The following is an 18,067-nucleotide window of genomic DNA, read 5'->3' as shown; positions in this document are numbered from 1 at the left end:
CGGCTTTCGCGTGACACCGCAAAGCAGAATTGTTATTTCTTGGCGTAGAAAAACTAAGGCTAGATCGATGAGTGTCGCCCCCAAACGCCCCAAGGGACCTCCGCTGAATGCAATGAGGGCGTTCGAGGCCGCGGCGCGGCATGTCAGCTTTGTCGCGGCGGCGGAAGAGCTGAACGTTTCTCCGGGTGCGATCTCACAGCATGTAAAGGCGTTGGAGGGTTGGGCAGGTGCGCCGCTGTTTCGCCGCAACGCGCAAGGGGTTGAACTGACGCCCCAAGGTCAATCACTTGTCGCTGTCTTCACCACAGCCTTTGATCAGATGGGCGATGCCGCTCGGGCCTTGCGAAACCTTAAACCAAATGCCGATTTTCACATCGCCGCTTTGCCTGCTGTTGCCCAACTCTGGTTGCCCAAACGATTGCGCCGGATCAGAGAGTGTTTTCCGCATATCAATTTTTCGGTCACGGCGCTGGAAACACCACCCAGCCTGTCGCGTGAGATGTTCGATTTGGCGATCTTCTTCGCGACCTTGGACGAAGCACTTGACCAAATTGTGCTGTGCGAGGATGAAACCCAACCGGTTTGCGCGCCTGCTCTGCTGGATCCGGTGACCGGCAACAACGGGTTTCAAGGCACTCCCTTGTTGCACGATCAGACGTGGAGCAGCGATTGGTCCACATGGTCGCGAAGCACAGGTTGTGAGGTCCCAGATGTCAAAACTGGTCCGCAGTTTTCGCTTTACAGCCTTGCCGTGGAAGAGGCCAAGGCCGCAGCTGGCGTGCTAATGGGGCACCTATGCTTACTCGAAGAGCCATTGAAATCTGGTGCACTCGTAACGGCCCACGCGCAATCCTGCCCGACAGGGCGTGCTCTAGCGGTTCAAGTGCCAGTGGCATCGCGACGAAGACCCGAAACCGATCAAGTCATCGCCTTGTTGTCAGATTGAGTCAAATCTCATCAATCCGGTGCATTGTGCACGTCACTTCACATTGAAAGCCGTGCACAAAACAGTCTCGCATAGACCGCAAGGCAACTCAGATTAAATAGGGCATATGGCGGAGAGACAGGGATTCGAACCCTGGAGACGGTTTCCCGCCTACACACTTTCCAGGCGTGCGCCTTCGACCACTCGGCCACCTCTCCGGTAGAGGTGACTTATGCGAATTTCTGAACCGAGCGCAAGGCCCCTTTCGCAAAAATGGACGGGTCAGAAAATACGAAAGCTGGCGACAAATGGCAGATGATCCGACACCTCATCCTTGAACGCCTCGCGCCCCATATTCATGGTCCAGTGCATTGGAAACAGTCGCAAGCTGCCGCGGACATAATCGGTGGAATAAGTGCGTGATACGGCAAAACCGTCCAGTAAATTGGCGCGACCCCTATCCAGAATATGCGAGAATCGGTCTTGCAGATCCCAGCACGAAACAAAGTCCATCATGTCATCCCCACCAAGATGGTGGAAATTGCTGACGTCCTGACCGGGGATCATGTTGAAGTCGCCCATCAGCAGAATCGTGCGTTGTGTCAGACCGGGGGTCGAGCGGATTTCAGCGATCTTATCACCGATGATCTTGCATTGGCTGTCACGTATCTGCTGCTCGGGCCGGTCTCGTCCGGATTTAAGATGCACAGCGATCAGCTTGGCCTTGAATTTGCCGACCTCGACATCGGCGATCAGGGCCTGACGTCCGCCGGGATCGTCACCTTCCGAGCCGTCGATCAGCTGCAAACCTGTCACCGAGACCCCCGGTTTGTGCAGAAACCCGATATGGATATTGCCGTTGGGCTGCGGCAGGATCTTGACCTGATAGTCCAGCCCCTTATCGGCCAGACCCAAGGCAAGCCGATCGATATGTTCGATGGGGCTGACCTCGACCAGAGTGATCAGTTCGGCGTCCAGCAGGGCCAGCCCTTCGATTTGATGGGTGACCCGGTCACTGCTGGCTGGAATGCCTATACTTGTGTTTACTGGATTGAAGCCGGCCAGATTCCAGACGGCAATACGCGCGAGGCTGTGTGAAAATGTAACCATCAAAATTCCTCCTTCAAATGACTTCAGACTACATCAAAATGAAACAGTCCGATAACCATTTGCGGGAAAATGCCGATCGCATCACGCTCAGTGGTTGTCGCCCTCGCCGTCCTGATCCCCTGCCGCGTCCAGATCGTCTGCTGTCATGTCCACTGGTTTTGTCGATGGCGCTTGGGGTGATAGGTCGTCATCCACGGCAGAAGCATCATTGGACGGATCGGACTGACCCGTCAGCACCTCAGGGTTACGGAGCCACAGGTCACGCTGCGCGAACGGGATCTCGATGCCTTCCTCAACGAACCGGCGATTGATCTCGTGGTTCATGTCGGATTTGACAGACAGCACCCAATTCACATCCCGCAGGATCGCGCGGATTTCGAAATCCAACGAGTCTGCACCGAAGCCCTGGAACACTACGCTGGGCGCGGGATTGGCCAGAACCATCGGGTGCCCGTTTGCGATCTCGCCCAGAATAGTTTCGACCTTGCGGGTATCGGTACCATAGGCGACGCCTACAGGCACGATCACTCGGCCAATCGTATTGCCCCGGGTGTAATTCGTAACCACCCCACTGATCAGGTCCGAGTTGGGAACGATCACATCCGTCCGGTCGAACGTCTCGATCCGCGTCGACCGGACTGAGATATCGCGCACATATCCCATCATGCCGTTCACATCGATCCAGTCACCTTTGGAGATAGGACGCTCAACCAGCAGGATGATCCCTGAGACAAAGTTCGATACAATGGTCTGAAGACCGAAACCGATGCCGACCGACAAAGCACCCGCCACGATCGCAAGCGAGGACAGGTCAAAACCGGCAACCATGATAGCGATCAGTGCCGCTAGAAAAATTCCGACATATCCGGTACCCGACACGATGGCATTCTGCCCGCCGGGATCAATGCTGGTCTTCGGCAGCAGTGAATTGCGCAGCCCGCTTTGCAGCAAACGGGTCAGCGTATATCCAATGGCGAAAATGGCAACGAACGTCAGGAAGTTACTGGGTGAAATCGTAACCCCGCCAATATCGAACCCCAGCAACAATCGCGACCAAGCTTCAAGCAGATCCGTCTGGCGCGCGCCCCAGTAAAGCGCCAATATCGGCAACGCCAGAATGGCAAGCGCGAACCCGACCAGAACCGAAAACAGTGAATCGCGCGCGGCGTCGCCCTGCCCTGAAAGCCAGCCATATACCGTACCAATAAATCGCTGCACGATCACCAGTGCTGCAATCAGAACCAGCGTTTTGATGGCAGGAAATACGATAGCTTCGGCAGCGTTAATGTATCCGAAGGCCCCCAAGATCGGAGTCGCAATCCCAAGCATGAACAAGGCGCGCCGCAAGAACTCGACCAATTGGCTGAACCCTGCGCCACGGCGGGTAGCTTCCTGGTCCGTCTGTTCTTGCTGAGGCTCTGATTGGCGGACCTGACGCACACGCAGCAGAAGAAGAGCAGACACCACAACGATCGGGAAGCCAACAACGGCGCGGGTCGCGTCAGAGATATTCTCGATCTGCTCGAACAATTGCGCCAGCTCGTGCAAAATAAGCATGACCGCCAACAGGTCTATATAAACCCGCAATTCTCTGATTTTGCCTGCGGACAGTCTTTGGAAGTTCTGCGCCGCTCCCATCAGATAGACCTGCCGGCCGATCCAATCAAAATAGAAGATAATCGCGGCCCAATAGGGGATTTGCTGGAACAAAAGTGTACCGCGCAGGCCCAGCACGCCAGTTAGCACGACGGCGGTGACCAACGCCAACACGCCCAACCAAGGCAATAGAATGCGCAACAGCGAGACAATAAAGGTCCAGACCCCGCTGCCGCTACCTCCTAGCGAGCGGAGATATTCGCCGCCTTTCTCGGACCATTTGCGCCCAAACAGCAATAGAACTGCTGAAACAACCAACAGCACGAGAATGCCAAGACCGCGCTCGCGGATTTGTTCGCGCACCACATCAGAGCGCAAGTTTTCGATGGTTTCGTTAATAAGGCTGTGCGTCGCCTCTTTGATGTCGACCCAAGCTGGTCCCCAATAGACGGGGTTGAGCGGCGACGGCCCGCGTTTCAGCATCTCTTTCTTTTGTCGGTCTCGGACGATCCGATCAATTTCGCTGATCAGCCCATTCGCGCGACTGAAAGCCTCTTCCGAGATGATGCGGGGAACACGCAAACTGTTCAGTTGTGTTTCGAGTTGCGCACGCAGCTTGGCAATGTCTTCGGCCTCGCTTTCCCCTTCAGCCGGCTTTGGGCCAAGCGCCTTGAGTTGGCTTTCCAGCGTCTGAATACGATCGGTGTTGGCACCTCGGGCTTTGTTAAAGTCTTCGCGATACTCATTTATTTCCGAACGCAAATTCTCTAATGCTGCGTTGGATGCACGGTTCGCGCGAATAACAGATTCCGCCCGGTCCGCCGTGCTGACCCAGCCCTGATAATACTCGCTCTGCCGGTCAGTAAGTTGGGCAGAGGCGGTCCCGCCCAACCCAATCAGGCAGAATAGCACCAGAACCAGACACAGGCGGACCTGTTGCAGCATCACACGTCCTCAAACACGCCAGGAATACTGCGCGGCGCATCGGTCATCCAATCGGGCACGGGAAGTTCCTTTTCACGCAGGAATTCAGGATTGAACAGTTTGGATTGATAGCGGGTGCCGTAGTCACACAGAATCGTAACTATGGTGTGCCCTGGCCCCAGTTCTTTCGCCAAACGGACAGCACCGGCAATGTTGATCGCGGTTGACCCGCCCATCACCAGACCCTCTTCGCGCAGCAGATCGAAGATATAGGGCAGCGCTTCGCTATCGGTAATCTGCCAAGAATGGTCAGGTGTGAACCCTTCTAGGTTCTTGGTAATCCGCACCTGTCCGATACCTTCGGCGATAGAACCTCCCTCCATCGCGATCTCACCAGTGGTGTAGAAGGAATAGAGCCCCGCCCCCATCGGATCAGCCAAACCGATCTTGACACCCTTGGGCTGCAACGCTTCGGCCACCCCGGCCAGAGTACCACCCGATCCAACGGCACAGATGAAGCCATCGACTTTACCGCCGGTCTGCTCCCAGATTTCGGGACCAGTGGTTTCCACATGTGCCTGACGGTTGGCGACATTGTCGAACTGATTGGCCCAAATCGCGCCATTTGGTTCGGTTTGAGCCAATTGTTCGGCCAGTCGGCGCGAATAGTGCACAAAGTTGTTGGGATTACGGTACGGCGCCGCAGGCACCTGCACAAGCTGAGCCCCCGCCAGGCGGAGCATATCCTTTTTCTCTTCAGATTGGGTTTCAGGAATGACGATCACCGTCTTGAACCCCATCGAGGCACCAACCAGCGCCAGACCGATGCCGGTATTCCCGGCCGTGCCCTCAACAATCGTGCCGCCGGGTTTCAGATCACCGCGCGCTATCGCATCGCGGATGATAAACAACGCAGCACGGTCTTTGACGGACTGACCCGGGTTCATGAATTCGGCCTTGCCGAGGATCTCGCATCCCGTTTCTTCGCTGACGCGACGCAGCCGGATCAAAGGTGTTTTACCGACGGCGTCGGCAAGGTCTCGTGCAATGCGCATGGCATCCTCTTGTCATATGGTATTGCAGCAGATTTACAGGTGCCCTGACGCGATCACAAGCAGGGATCACTTAGCGCGCAGTCGATCGCGGTTCCGCGCCAACCAATAAGCAAGAGTTAGAAGCGGCAGATCCTTGAAAACATGAGCATCTACCATGCTCATGAATTCATCAAACGGCAGAATTCTGCTGCGGATATCCTCACCTTCCGAAGCGAGGCCACCGCTTTCAACCGTACTAGTCAGATCCCCAAGACCGACATAGAGATAAACATATTCTGTTGACGATCCGCTGGATGAATAGGCACCACCTGCATATTCCAGTTGGTATAGTGAAATCTGCGCTTCTTCCATGGCCTCGCGGGTGGCCGCCTGCTGAGGTGTTTCGCCCGGGTCGATCATGCCAGCCACAGGCTCCCACATCCACGGCTCGGGGTCGTCGATCAAGAACACGGGCGCGCGAAATTGCTCTACCAGCAACACCGTGTCGCGCACCGGATCATAAGGCAGGACGATCACTGCAGACCCTTGCATCAACCCGCTGCGATGCAGCACCGGGCTCAGGGCGCCGTCATACTGACGATGCTGCAGTTCAATTTCATCCATCCCAAAATAGTTGACATAAGCGTGCTTGCGGTCATGAACGATCACGTCATCCGCAACGCTCCGCTCATCCCCCGTTCCACGTTGTCTTGCCGCTAATCTGGCCCAGGCGCGTGTTCTTATAGCTGGAAAGTTGCGCACGATGTCCGAGGCATCGACTCTTCCAAAATGGGCCATCACCTCGTCTGCCGCGAACACCGAAAGCGCACCCCAATCCCTGATCCAGGTTTCAAGATCCCACGGTGCGCCTTTTTTCCAAATGTCAGTATCCGGAAAGAACACCTTGGCCTGATGTTCTTTTCCATCCTCAGTCACAATTGTCTCCGGGCGCAGTTCATATTCGAACCCGCCTTCATAGAAGGCCAATCGACTACGCTCGACGTCACCTAGGCCCTGCACCAGAACACCACTGGCCTTACTGCCCTTTTCGGTGACAATCATTGGAAAGGGTTGATCTTGAACCGCATATACGGCGTGATCGGGCAAAACAGCCTGCATCGCCGATAAATCGTCTGCGCTGCGACCCATGACGAGTTCCAGCAAAGAGACATGGCGCAAAGTGCCATAGAAAAACAGATTGGACAAAGCAGAGGCCCCGAATTGGCAGATCAGATTTAACGCCAGCGGCGAAAGGCAATTTCGGTAAGTATCCCGCTGAGAACAGCACCAAAACCCAGCGTAAGCAGGATTTCCGGTGCCAGAAGCTGTTCACCATAGCCAATCCCGATCTGAAAGATGGCAAGCAGAGCCTCAAACGGACCACCAAACCGATGGCGCATCGCCTGACTGAACATCTCGTAGGTGCCCTGAACGAACAGCCCCCAGAAGACCAGCGCCGCAACACCGGTCAAACCGTTGTTGACGGCCGCGGTCCAGCCACGGCCAGCACGTTTACCCATGACAACCCAGCCGCAGATCCAACCCAGGATTATGTTCACGTAAGTGAAATAACCATAGTCCTTACCCTCTTCCCCGTTGTCGATAATCATGCCTGAAACAAGGAATGCGATCACCAGCAGACACAACGCGGCGACGAGACGTGAGGCTGTAGGCATTCGATTTTTCCGTTCTTCAACTGGGTTTGGCTATCGTGATCTGTGTCACATCACAATTACCGGTGTCAAAGGCTGCGCCACATGCGGTCAAATAATAATTCCACATGCGGCGAAAACGCTCATCAAACCCCATCTCCGATATCTGATCCCACTTGGCATTGAATGTCTCGTACCAGCGTCGCAGGGTCAGATCGTAGCTTTTGCCAAACTCTTTTGAGCGCACAACGGTCAACCCCGCCTGATCGATCTGATCTCTAAGGATTGACGGTGCGGGCAGCATCCCGCCGGGAAAGATGTATTTCTGAATGAAATCAACGCCGTTCTTGTAAATGTCCCAGCGATGATCCGCGACTGTGATGATCTGCAAAGTGGCATGGGCACCCGGCTTCAACCGATCACGGACCGTGTTGAAATATGCGGGCCAGTATTTTTGACCGACTGCTTCGAACATCTCGATCGAGGCAATTCCATCATATTGACCCTGCTCATCGCGGTAGTCCTGTAGCTTGAACTCCACGAGATCAGAAAGCCCTGCTTTTTCAATTCGCTCTCTAGCAAACTTCAACTGCTCTTGGCTAATGGTCAGCCCGGTGACGCGCAACCCACGCTCTTTCGCGGCATATTCGGCGAACCCACCCCAGCCGCACCCGATCTCAAGGATATGATCCCCCGGTTTGGCCCCCATTTCATCCACCAGGCTGGCATATTTCGCAGTTTGCGCCTTTTCGAGGCTTTCCTGACCCGTTTCAAATATGGCGCTGGAATAGGTCATCGTGTCATCTAGCCACAGGCCATAGAAGTCATTGCCGAGATCATAGTGATACGAGATGTTCTTTTTCGCCTGCGACCGGTTGTTACGATGCAACCAGAACCGCAGTCTTTCATAGGCTCGCACAAGAAACTGTCCGGTAAAATCATCGTAGACCGTCTCAGTTCCCAGATGCACGAGGTCCATGAAACTGCGTAGGTCCGGTGTGCTCCAATCGCCTTCAAGGTAGCCGTCCGAGAAGCCCAGCTCTCCCTCGCGCACCAGCCGGGAAAAGACGTCCGGGTCGTGGATGTCCACATGTGCCACGGGGCCTGGTTGTGGCGCATCCGCGCGGAAAATGCGTCCGTCGGGCAGCGCGATGTCAAGTCGGCCGCGCTCCATCCTCTTCAGCATCTTGAAGACTTGTGTAAAATATCTCGGCAGGTTTTCCTGCCCTTCGGTGCTCGTCAGGAACATCCGCTCTCCCCTCTGCGGTTGCGGGTCAAAGCTAGGACGGGATTCGGTTTCTGGCAAGTTTTCAGTTCCTTACTGGTCTTTTCCGGCATTATACGCGCCCAACGCACGGGCGCGGCCTTCCTTCAGCGCCACCACCGGTGCGGAATACATCTGGTCAGGAGAAAGCCCCCATGATCGCGGCACGGCATCAAAATAGGCTAGCGCGGTCGATGGCGGCTCGGATTGGCCCTCGGCAATCCAGCGACGCACAAAACCTGAGTTTGGATCAAACCGCTCGCGCTGTGTGTCGGGATTGAAGATACGGAAATACGGTGCGGCATCAGGGCCGCAACCGGCCACCCATTGCCATCCCATCGCATTTGCAGCTGGGTCCCAGTCGATCAGGCAATCCCCGAACCAGTCTGCGCCGATTTTCCAATGCGTCATCAGATGCTTTGTCAGATAACTCGCGACAATCATCCGAGCCCGATTGTGCATGCGTCCGGTGACATACATTTGTCTTAGACCTGCATCGACAAGCGGAATTCCGGTTCTTGCCTGGCGCCACGCGCGCACTTCGGGCGTGTCGGGATCAGTATTCCAAGGGAATGCGTCCCATTCAGGCTTCCAATTAGCACTCAGAAGATGCGGCCAGTGGTACATTAAGTGATATGCGAACTCACGCCACACAAGCTGACGCAGATAGCCTTCACCACCATGCGCCCCGGTTTGGTCGGCGATTTGCACCCGATGCCAGATTGTACGCGGCCCGATCTCGCCCAGTGCAAGGTATTCTGAAAGATCAGAGGTTCCAGATTGATCCAGTTGATCCCGCTGTTCGCGATACTGATCAATACGTTCTAGAAACACATCCAACTGGTCCAGCGCCGCATTTTCGCCCGGGTGGACAAACGGGCGGACCACTGCGGCCCCGCGCTGCATATCCCGATCCAGTCGCCAATCAGACAATTGATCGGACGCAGGCCAGGTTTTCGGCGTCATAAGCCGCGTGGGCGCGGGCTCGGGCAAAGAGACTTCGCGCCCCTGCACTGAACGCCACATCGGAGTGAAGACCCGAAACGGCTGGCCGGTTTTGGTAGCGATCGTCCAAGGCTCAAACAGAAGTTGGCCAGCAAATGACTGTGCCTGGATACCCTGTTCGTTCAAAGCAGCCTTGATCTGGGTATCCCTGTTGATCGCCTCTGGATCATAAGCCCGCGTCCAGAATACGGAGCCTGCCCCAGTTTCTCTGACCAGTTCACAAAGAACATCCAGTGCTTGACCCTGGCGCAGTATCAACTTGCTGCCAAGCTGCTCAAGCCTGCCGGCAAAAGCGTCAAGGCCCAGACCAAGGCGCCATTTCGGCGCGGCACCCAAAGTCTGAACCTGATGATCGAGAACAAATACGGGCACGATGGGACGACCTGATTGCACCGCCGTGCTCAGCGCCAGATGATCTCCTAACCGAAGATCGCGCCTGAACCACAAAATGATCGGAGAATGATCAAAATCCATGTCCGCCCCATGTTTTCTTCGAACTACGAAGCGCCGCAGAAACTGGATCACAAAACGCAGTCAAGCGCCTCCAAAAGCTGATCAATTTCCTGTCGACTGGTGTAGTGTGTAAAGCTAAGGCGCAAGACCCCTTGTTCTGCGTCAACGCCCATCGCTTGCAACGGGCGATGTGCGTAGAAATCACCGCCACCCGCCATGATACCGTGTTTGGAAAGCTCGGCAGCAACAGGCTCGGCCTTCTTATTCAGACTTAACGCTACCGTCGGTGCGCGCCGACTGGCATCAGACGGTCCGATCAGGCGCAGAGCGTTCCGGTCTTTGACCGCGTCCAGCAGAGGTTGCAATAAAGCGACCTCGTGTTCCCGCATCAGATCATGCACAAAGGACCCCCTTGCCGAAGCTCCTGTTTCCGGTCCTCCATGATGGGCACAAAGCAGGTCCACATAGTCCGCCATGCCTGCGCTGGCCGCGATCTGAGCATGGTCAGGCCCGGCTGGTGTGAACCGCTTGAAAAGAGTGTCGCCGTTAAAATAATGCGCTTGGTTGGGCAGCAATTCACCCAGAGCTCGTCGAATAACCATGCAACCCTGATGCGGGCCATAGGTTTTGTAGGCAGAAAACAGATAGATATCAGGGCCCAGATCACCGACATTGGGGAACCCGTGCGGTGCGTAAGAAACCCCGTCGACACAGGCAAAAGCACCCGCAGCATGGGCGATCGCGGTGATTTCGGTGACCGGGTTGATTTCCCCAACGACATTCGAGCAATGTGGAAAGCACACCAGCCGCACTTTCTCGTCCAGCAAATTCTCCAAATCTTGCGGGTTCAAAGACCCACTCTCCGGATCAATCTTCCATTCCCGAATTTCGATCCCCTCATCGGCCAATCGCCGCCAGGGCCCCGAGTTTGCTTCGTGGTCCTGATTGGTCACGACAATCGCTTCGCCCGGCTGCATCCACTGCCGGAATGCCTGAGCCAGTACATAGGTGTTCTGCGTCGTCGAAGGGCCAAAGCTCAGCTCATCTGTTTCCACCCCTAATATCGCGGCAAGTCGCGCTCGTGCTTCGTCCATTTCCACGCCACCCGCACGGCTCGCCTCATAGGGCGCGTAGGGCTGAACCTTTCGCTGGGTGTAGAACCGGCTCAACCGATCAAGCACAGGTTTGCAGGTATAGGATCCACCTGCATTCTCAAAAAAGGCCTGTCCCTGAAGGCTGGGTTCCGAAAAGGCCGGGAACTGTGCCCGAACGAATTCAATATCAAGAGCGCCCATCGCATCTCTCTCCCTTATCATGCACTACAGTCCGGGTTGTTGCCCGCGCAAAGTCCGGACATCCCCGAAAACAAGGCAGGTCTTCCAGCCCAGCCGCAGGCCCTTGGAACGGGTAAGGATCGACGGCAGCCCCCATGATGGCCCCATCACCACCAGCAGACCCGGCCAGATAGCCAGAGGTAGAAGGTTGGGTCAAGTGATTGCGTTAATGGTATTTTTTGCCGCCACGCAATGCGTGCACTGACGAAGTCATTGGCCCACGCGGGGCTTAGTTTCTTTTAGGTAGGAAAATGCCGGGCAGAGATGCCCGGCTCAGTGTTGCTCAAATCAGCATTAGCCCTGAACTTTGGTATAAGTCCCCTCACCCGCCAGGATGCCGCGGAACCCGCCGGGTTCATCCAGACCGAAAACGATCAGTGGCAGATTGTTGTCGCGCGCCAATGCAATGGCCGATGCGTCCATCACGCGCAGCCGCTTGGCCAAAACATCGTCATAAGAAACCTGATCATAGCGCACTGCATCCGCGTGCACCTTGGGGTCTTTGTCATAAACGCCATCCACACCGTTCTTGCCCATGAAGATCGCCTGACACGCCATTTCGTTAGCACGCAGAGTCGCAGCGGTATCGGTGGTGAAATAGGGGTTCCCGGTTCCTGCGGCAAAGATGCAAACCCGCTTTTTCTCAAGGTGACGAACAGCACGGCGGCGAATGTAGGGCTCGCACACCTCATCCATCCGAATGGCCGAAATTACACGTGTAAAGACCCCTACCCCCTCCAGAGCGGATTGCATCGCCAGCGCGTTCATGACAGTCGCCAGCATACCCATGTAGTCGGCTGTCGTACGCTCCATCCCCTGCGCTGAACCAGACAGACCACGGAAGATATTGCCACCCCCGATGACCATGCAAATCTCAACACCAAGATCATGAACCGATTTGACCTCTTGCGCGATGCGCTGAACGGTGGGCGGATGCAGTCCGAATCCCTGATCTCCCATCAGCGCCTCGCCGGAAATCTTCAACATGACACGGTCATATGTTGTTTTTGGGGTCTCGGTGGTCTCGACGGAAGGGGAAAGGCTCATATTGCGCTCCGGGCTGGCACGGGGTTATTTTCCGGCGCAAAATGAAGCAAAACCTCCGCAGGTTCAATGCGGATAGTCAGGAACGGGGCAACCAGTCATGGCCGACAACTCTGAGAACCGGCTTTTGGCGCAATTGCCGTCGATTCCCGATGACAAAGCTGTATTGATCGCCGGGCCCACTGCCTCGGGTAAATCGGCGCTGGCGCTGTTGATCGCCGAGCGTTTCGGAGGCGTGATTGTCAACGCCGATGCCAGTCAGGTCTATGACTGCTGGCGTATTATCTCGGCCCGCCCCTCGCCCGAGGATGAGGCCCGCGCACCGCACCGTCTGTATGGGCATGTTGCCTATGACCAGACCTATTCGACTGGTCATTGGCTGCGAGAGGTCACGCCGATGCTGTCGCAACGCCCTCGTCCGATAATCGTCGGAGGGACCGGTCTGTATTTCACAGCTCTGACCGAGGGGATGGCCGATATCCCCGCAACCCCGCCGGAAATCCGGGAACACGCGGATAAGTTGCCGTTGCAAGAACTAATCGCGGGTTTGGACGGTCTGACCCTGCAGAGGATCGACACCCAAAACCGCGCGCGTGTTCAGCGCGCCTGGGAGGTTCAGAACGCAACCGGGCGATCCCTTTCGGATTGGCAGGCTGACACCCCCGCCCCGATACTGGATATTCAAAACACGGTGCCGATTGTTTTCGACGCCAGAAAAGACTGGCTGCTGGATCGCATAAACCGACGGTTCGACCTGATGTTGGACCAAGGAGCTATAGTGGAAGTGGAGGCCATGCGCGATCGCTATGACCCCTCTTTTCCCTCCTGTAAAGCGATCGGCGTTCCGGAGCTAATGGGCTACCTGGACGGCCGCATGACACTGGATGAGGCGCGCGAAAAAGCGACGATCGCGACACGGCAGTTTGCCAAGCGCCAACGCACATGGTTCCGTGCGCGCATGAAGTTCTGGCATCACCTTGACGCTGCGTGTTGAAGGCTGCAGTCGCCGGAGACGATAAAGCCTAATATAACAACGCTTTAATCAGCACTATGGTGAGAGATAGATATGTATCCATCTATCCGTCACAACGTGTCTCGTTTCCTTTCACATTGAAACTTTCCGAACCTCACTTTCTGCTCGGATGTCGTTTTTGTACCATCTATGACGATTTCCAACATTGACGCAGGGAAAAAACTGGTGCCGAATGCGGCTATGGGGATGTTGATAAATCGTAAATCCAAGCCCGTGGCCCTACCAACCGAGACCAAACGGTCCCTGTAGTGCCCGGCTCTATCAATCAGAAACACGAAATCTAAAAAAATTATGTGTCACAGGGAGACATCTATGGAAAACCAGACAATCAACGGAAAGCCGATGCATTGGGCGGCTGAGATGCACGCCAAGGAATATCGTGAGGGCAATCTGAGCCGTCGTGAATTTCTGGCCCGTGTAACCGCGCTGGGCGTTGCCGTACCGACGGCATATGGCATGATTGGCCTGCAGTCACCGGCAGCCGCTGCCGAACCTCAGCGTGGCGGCACCATCCGCTATCAAATGGAAGTGCGCGCACTGAAAGACCCGCGCACATATGACTGGACGCAGATCGCAACCTTCACGGCTGGCTGGCTGGAATATCTTGTCGAATACAATAATGACGGCTCGTTCAAACCCATGCTGCTGGAAAGCTGGGAAGCCAATGATGACGCCACCGAATACACGCTGAACGTCCGCAAAGGTGTGAAGTGGAACAATGGTGACGATTTCACTGCCGAAGACGTAGCTCGCAATATCGAAGGTTGGTGCGACGGGTCTCTGGAAGGGAACTCGATGGCCTCGCGCATGGCCTCACTGATGGATGAGAGCACTCAGAAAGCCGCAGATGGCGCCATCACCGTTGTCGACTCGCATACAGTCAAGCTGAAGTGCAACGCGCCGGATATCACGATCATCCCCGGCATGGCAGATTATCCGGGTGCAATCGTACACAGCAGCTTTGATGCAAATGATATGCTGTCCAACCCAGTTGGTACGGGCTTCATGATGCCCGAAAGCCATGAGGTCGGCGTGAAGGGCGTACTGGTCCGCAACGAAGGCTTTGACTGGTGGGGCTACGAAGCTGGTAAAGGCGGCTATATCGACCGGATCGAATTCATCGATTATGGCACTGACCCTGCTGCTTTCCTGGCCGCCTATGAGGCCGAAGAGATCGATATGAACTGGGAATCGGTTGGCGAGTTTGTCGACATCTTTGACAGTATTGGCCTTGTCCGCTCGGAAATCCCATCGGGCTTTACCATTGTCATTCGCCCCAACCAGCTGGCTGAAGACGCCGATGGCAACAAAATCTATGGCGACAAGAGGGTCCGTCAGGCCCTTGCCATGGCAGTTGACAACGCCGTCTGCCTTGAACTTGGCATGTCCGGCTACGGCATCACCGCCGACAACTGTCATGTCGGCCCGATGCACCCCGAGTACGACTCGGCTGTGACGCGTATCCCTTACGATCCGGCAGGCGCAAAGGCGCTGATGGACGAAGCGGGTATGGGCGATTTCGAACACGAAGTGCAGTCGATCGACGATGACTGGCGTCGCAATACCACGGCTGCGGTAGTGGCTCAGTTGAACGATGCGGGCATCAAGGCAAAGCACACGGTTCTGCCTGGTTCGACATTCTGGAACGACTGGACCAAGTACCCGTATTCCTCGACCAACTGGAACCACCGCCCGCTGGGCACGCAGGTTCTGGCACTGGCGTATAAGTCGGGTGTCGCTTGGAATGAATCTGGTTTTGCCAACGAAGAGTTCGACAAGCTGCTGGCCGAGGCGAACTCGATCGCGGATGTCGATATGCGCCGCGAGGTGATGGCGAAACTGCAGGCGATCATGATCGACGAAGGCGTGGTCATCCAGCCCTATTGGCGGACCGCGATGCGTCACCACCGCGATAATATGGTCGGTGTCGAAAAGCACATTGCGGACCTGCCGCAGCTCTATAAGTTCGGCCTGACTTCCTAAGCCGAAACCTACAAGGGCCGCGCCGAACTGGCGCGGCCCTTCGTCCTCAATACGGCGACCAGAATAATAGCAACGCGTGGGGCGAAATGCCTGTCACGCCAGCCGATCAACAGGGGCTAACATGGGACTTTTCATTCTAAGGCGTGTGGGGATTATGCTGCTGACAGCGTTGTGCCTGACATTCCTGGTCTTCTTCCTTACCAATCTCTACCCGAACCTGGAAAAGCTTGCGAAGACGCAGGGCAATTTCCGGATGTCTGATGAACAGGTCGAAAGCTATCTAGAGAAAAACGGCTACCTCCAGTCCACGCCGATCAAATACGGTGAATGGCTGGGTGTCCTGCCCTCGTTCCGACACACAAATGAGGACGGAACCGTTCAGGGTAGATGTATCCTGCCAGGCAAAACTGCCGAGGAATCTCCGAATTTCTGCGGTATCCTGCAGGGGTACTGGGGATATTCAACTGTCTTCAAGGAAGAGGTCTCTACCGTTGTTGGCAACCGGCTGGCACTGACCGGACGGCTGATGTTCTGGGTGATGCTGCTGATGGTCCCTTCGGCACTCATTCTGGGCATCCTGGCCGGGATGAAGGAAGGTTCGGCCACTGACCGGACGCTTTCAACCTTTGCCATCACGACGACGGCGACGCCAGAATACGTCTCGGGCGTTATCTTCATAGCGATCTTCACATCCTCCGCCGTCGGGTTGAAATGGTTCAAAGGCACCGCCACGCAAGCGATGGAGAACCCGACGTTCGAGAACTTCTTCCTACCAGTTCTGACCATCGCGCTTTACGGGATGGGCTATATCGCCCGGATGACCCGCGCCTCAATGACCGAGGTGATGACGGCGCAATACATCAGGACGGCGCGTCTGAAAGGCGTGTCATTCCCGAATATCGTCATGAAACACGCGCTGCGCAACGCGCTTATCGCACCATTTACAGTCATCATGCTGCAGTTCCCATGGCTGCTGAATGGTGTCGTGATCGTCGAGACCCTGTTCAACTACAAGGGTTTTGGCTGGGCGCTTGTACAGGCGGCGGGCAACAATGACATACAGCTGCTGCTGGCGATCTCGGTCGTGTCGGTCTTTGTGGTGCTGGTGACGCAGCTGATCTCGGATATCGGCTATGTCTACCTCAACCCGCGCATCCGCATTTCGTAAGGAGGGATAGATCATGGAACCACTTACCTGGACCGGCTCTATCGCCTTCCTGAACCCGCTGTTGATGCTTGCGTTGGGACTGATGCTTTTGTCCATCGTTGTCTGGATGCTGGCAAGTATCGTGCTGCCCGAAGATCAGATGATTGTGAATGCCGATGGGACGCTCAGTTCGAGCTCTGGCCTGAGAATCCTGATACAATCGGCGCTGCGATATAGCTTTCTGGCAAGTGTGGGAATTGCGGTGGCGTACATTGTCCTTGGCATCCTGATGGGGACCAGTGCTGGCATCATCGGCGCAATCTCTCAGCAGTTTCTGCCCGTCTGGCTGTCGCTGATCATCCTTTATGCGATGTCGATTGCGTTCAAGCGCAAGCTGGGCCTATATGGCAAGCTGTTCGACAGCCCCATTGGTATGATCGGCTTTGGCCTTGTGATGTTCTGGGTGTTCACCGGCATATTTGGCGCACTCGATCTGATCGTAACCCACGATCCCCTGTCGCAGGTCTCGGGTATGAAGAACAAAGTGCCGGGCACCCCGCTTCCCAATCTGGAGGATGGACAATACGCTTGGTATTTGCTGGGTGGAGATAACCTCGCGCGCGACGTCTTTAGCCGTATGGTTAAAGGTGCTTGGATCGTCGTGCAGATCGCGCCGCTGGCGACGATGTTTGCCTTCATGGTCGGTATCACTCTGGGTTTACCCGCAGGCTACTATGGCGGGCGTCTGGATACGCTCCTGTCATTCCTCGCGAACCTGATCCTGGCTTTTCCCGTTATCTTGCTGTTCTACCTTTTGGTCACGCCCGAGATCGTAGCGACCGGCGTGCCGAACTATATGGCGGCGATCCTATTCGTGTTCCCGATCATCTTCCTCGGCGTTCTGCTGAATTCGCGTTTCTATACGCGTCCCAGTTTTCGAACGCCTTTGTTGATCGGCGTTCTGGGTGTTGCGCTCTGGCTCTACCTGTCGCTGATTTCGACCGGTGGCTACATCATCAACACCGACAGCTACCGCATCTGGGGTCTGCCGACCTACCTTGATCTGTTCGATATTCCAGGCGGTATTCTGGTGGTGTTCGTCTCGGTGGTCTTCGTGAACTCTCCGACCGTGTTCCGCATCGTACGCGGACTGGCGCTGGACATCAAAACTCGCGACTATGTGGCTGCGGCCCAAACGCGCGGCGAGGGTCCATGGTACATCATGCTGTGGGAAATCCTGCCCAACGCGCGTGGCCCGCTGATCGTCGATTTCTGCCTGCGCATCGGCTACACGACCATCCTGCTTGGAACCTTGGGTTTCTTCGGGCTGGGGCTGCCACCGGAAAGCCCGGACTGGGGCTCGACGATCAACGAGGGGCGCAAGCTTCTGTCGATCTATCTACATCCCGCACTGCCGCCCGCGCTGGCATTGCTGTCGCTGGTTCTTGGCTTGAACCTGCTAGCGGATGGTCTGCGCGAAGAAAGTCTGAAGGACTGATTGTGATCGAGGCCGGGGGCTCTGCCCCCGGACCCCCGAGATATTTTTAGCCAGGTGAAGGGGAA

The 18,067-nt window shown here is 55.8% G+C and carries 14 protein-coding genes and 1 tRNA gene; 5 read left to right on the top strand and 10 right to left on the bottom strand.

All coding sequences use genetic code 11. From position 1 onward, the window contains the following. Positions 1–67: 67 nt before the first annotated feature. Positions 68–946: a LysR family transcriptional regulator gene (locus ACR0NE_RS04200; protein ID WP_170595818.1), complete on the top strand. Its 879-nt coding sequence runs from the start codon at positions 68–70 to the stop codon at positions 944–946. A gap of 107 nt (positions 947–1,053) precedes the next feature. Here ACR0NE_RS04200 and ACR0NE_RS04195 read toward each other — a convergent pair. From ACR0NE_RS04195 to pyrH, 10 genes are all read right to left on the bottom strand, one after another. Further along, a tRNA-Ser gene (locus tag ACR0NE_RS04195) sits at positions 1,054–1,143 on the bottom strand. Between the two features lie 64 nt (positions 1,144–1,207). Beyond that, positions 1,208–2,035 carry an exonuclease/endonuclease/phosphatase family protein gene (locus ACR0NE_RS04190; RefSeq protein ID WP_170595820.1) on the bottom strand — a complete coding sequence of 276 codons (828 nt, stop codon included), beginning with the start codon at positions 2,033–2,035 and terminating at the stop codon, positions 1,208–1,210. A gap of 87 nt (positions 2,036–2,122) precedes the next feature. Continuing rightward, a complete protein-coding gene (locus ACR0NE_RS04185; protein WP_170510731.1) occupies positions 2,123–4,576 on the bottom strand; it encodes a DUF3772 domain-containing protein in 2,454 nt (817 codons plus the stop codon). Beyond that, positions 4,576–5,610: a cysteine synthase A gene (locus ACR0NE_RS04180; protein ID WP_170393289.1), complete on the bottom strand. Its 1,035-nt coding sequence runs from the start codon at positions 5,608–5,610 to the stop codon at positions 4,576–4,578. Before ACR0NE_RS04180 ends, ACR0NE_RS04185 begins: the two co-directional genes overlap by 1 nt. A 66-nt stretch (positions 5,611–5,676) precedes the next feature. Then, positions 5,677–6,795, bottom strand: a complete 1,119-nt coding sequence (locus ACR0NE_RS04175) for an NUDIX domain-containing protein (RefSeq protein ID WP_170595822.1) — start codon at positions 6,793–6,795, stop codon at positions 5,677–5,679. Positions 6,796–6,824: 29 nt separating this feature from the next. Then, positions 6,825–7,265 carry a TrgA family protein gene (locus ACR0NE_RS04170; protein ID WP_170405320.1) on the bottom strand — a complete coding sequence of 147 codons (441 nt, stop codon included), beginning with the start codon at positions 7,263–7,265 and terminating at the stop codon, positions 6,825–6,827. 16 nt (positions 7,266–7,281) lie between these two features. Beyond that, entirely contained in the window at positions 7,282–8,490 is a 1,209-nt protein-coding gene (locus ACR0NE_RS04165) for an SAM-dependent methyltransferase (RefSeq protein WP_170393292.1), read from the bottom strand. Between the two features lie 69 nt (positions 8,491–8,559). Beyond that, positions 8,560–9,984 (bottom strand): cryptochrome/photolyase family protein, encoded by a 1,425-nt coding sequence (locus tag ACR0NE_RS04160; RefSeq protein ID WP_170595825.1) that lies wholly within the window; start codon positions 9,982–9,984, stop codon positions 8,560–8,562. 47 nt (positions 9,985–10,031) lie between these two features. Next, positions 10,032–11,258 carry an aminotransferase class V-fold PLP-dependent enzyme gene (locus ACR0NE_RS04155; protein ID WP_170595827.1) on the bottom strand — a complete coding sequence of 409 codons (1,227 nt, stop codon included), beginning with the start codon at positions 11,256–11,258 and terminating at the stop codon, positions 10,032–10,034. A gap of 333 nt (positions 11,259–11,591) precedes the next feature. After that, complete coding sequence (pyrH, locus tag ACR0NE_RS04150) at positions 11,592–12,344, bottom strand: UMP kinase (protein ID WP_170393296.1); 753 nt, start codon at positions 12,342–12,344, stop codon at positions 11,592–11,594. A 97-nt stretch (positions 12,345–12,441) separates the two neighbouring features. On the opposite strand from pyrH, the gene miaA reads away from it, so the two are divergent. The 4 genes from miaA (at position 12,442) to ACR0NE_RS04130 (ending at position 18,002) form a co-directional block, all read left to right on the top strand. Next, positions 12,442–13,335 carry a tRNA (adenosine(37)-N6)-dimethylallyltransferase MiaA gene (gene miaA, locus ACR0NE_RS04145; RefSeq protein ID WP_170595829.1) on the top strand — a complete coding sequence of 298 codons (894 nt, stop codon included), beginning with the start codon at positions 12,442–12,444 and terminating at the stop codon, positions 13,333–13,335. 351 nt (positions 13,336–13,686) lie between these two features. Continuing rightward, positions 13,687–15,357 carry an ABC transporter substrate-binding protein gene (locus ACR0NE_RS04140; RefSeq protein WP_170393298.1) on the top strand — a complete coding sequence of 557 codons (1,671 nt, stop codon included), beginning with the start codon at positions 13,687–13,689 and terminating at the stop codon, positions 15,355–15,357. 121 nt (positions 15,358–15,478) lie between these two features. Next, positions 15,479–16,525, top strand: coding sequence for an ABC transporter permease (locus ACR0NE_RS04135; protein ID WP_170393299.1), 1,047 nt, complete (start codon positions 15,479–15,481; stop codon positions 16,523–16,525). A gap of 13 nt (positions 16,526–16,538) precedes the next feature. Then, positions 16,539–18,002, top strand: coding sequence for an ABC transporter permease subunit (locus ACR0NE_RS04130; RefSeq protein WP_170393300.1), 1,464 nt, complete (start codon positions 16,539–16,541; stop codon positions 18,000–18,002). Positions 18,003–18,067 lie beyond the last annotated feature (65 nt).

The organism is Ruegeria sp. C9, from assembly GCF_056537585.1.
This window is presented reverse-complemented; position numbering and strand designations above follow the sequence as displayed.

Excerpts from the sequence above, each read along its gene's own strand:
- ACR0NE_RS04200 (WP_170595818.1), top strand. The coding sequence starts at position 68 with ATGAGTGTCGCCCCCAAACGCCCCAAGGGACCTCCGCTGAATGCAATG.
- ACR0NE_RS04140 (WP_170393298.1), top strand. The coding sequence starts at position 13,687 with ATGGAAAACCAGACAATCAACGGAAAGCCGATGCATTGGGCGGCTGAG.
- ACR0NE_RS04190 (WP_170595820.1), bottom strand. The coding sequence starts at position 2,035 with ATGGTTACATTTTCACACAGCCTCGCGCGTATTGCCGTCTGGAATCTG.
- ACR0NE_RS04180 (WP_170393289.1), bottom strand. The coding sequence starts at position 5,610 with ATGCGCATTGCACGAGACCTTGCCGACGCCGTCGGTAAAACACCTTTG.
- miaA (WP_170595829.1), top strand. The coding sequence starts at position 12,442 with ATGGCCGACAACTCTGAGAACCGGCTTTTGGCGCAATTGCCGTCGATT.
- ACR0NE_RS04170 (WP_170405320.1), bottom strand. The coding sequence starts at position 7,265 with ATGCCTACAGCCTCACGTCTCGTCGCCGCGTTGTGTCTGCTGGTGATC.
- ACR0NE_RS04135 (WP_170393299.1), top strand. The coding sequence starts at position 15,479 with ATGGGACTTTTCATTCTAAGGCGTGTGGGGATTATGCTGCTGACAGCG.
- ACR0NE_RS04130 (WP_170393300.1), top strand. The coding sequence starts at position 16,539 with ATGGAACCACTTACCTGGACCGGCTCTATCGCCTTCCTGAACCCGCTG.
- ACR0NE_RS04155 (WP_170595827.1), bottom strand. The coding sequence starts at position 11,258 with ATGGGCGCTCTTGATATTGAATTCGTTCGGGCACAGTTCCCGGCCTTT.
- ACR0NE_RS04165 (WP_170393292.1), bottom strand. The coding sequence starts at position 8,490 with ATGTTCCTGACGAGCACCGAAGGGCAGGAAAACCTGCCGAGATATTTT.
- pyrH (WP_170393296.1), bottom strand. The coding sequence starts at position 12,344 with ATGAGCCTTTCCCCTTCCGTCGAGACCACCGAGACCCCAAAAACAACA.
- ACR0NE_RS04185 (WP_170510731.1), bottom strand. The coding sequence starts at position 4,576 with ATGCTGCAACAGGTCCGCCTGTGTCTGGTTCTGGTGCTATTCTGCCTG.
- ACR0NE_RS04160 (WP_170595825.1), bottom strand. The coding sequence starts at position 9,984 with ATGGATTTTGATCATTCTCCGATCATTTTGTGGTTCAGGCGCGATCTT.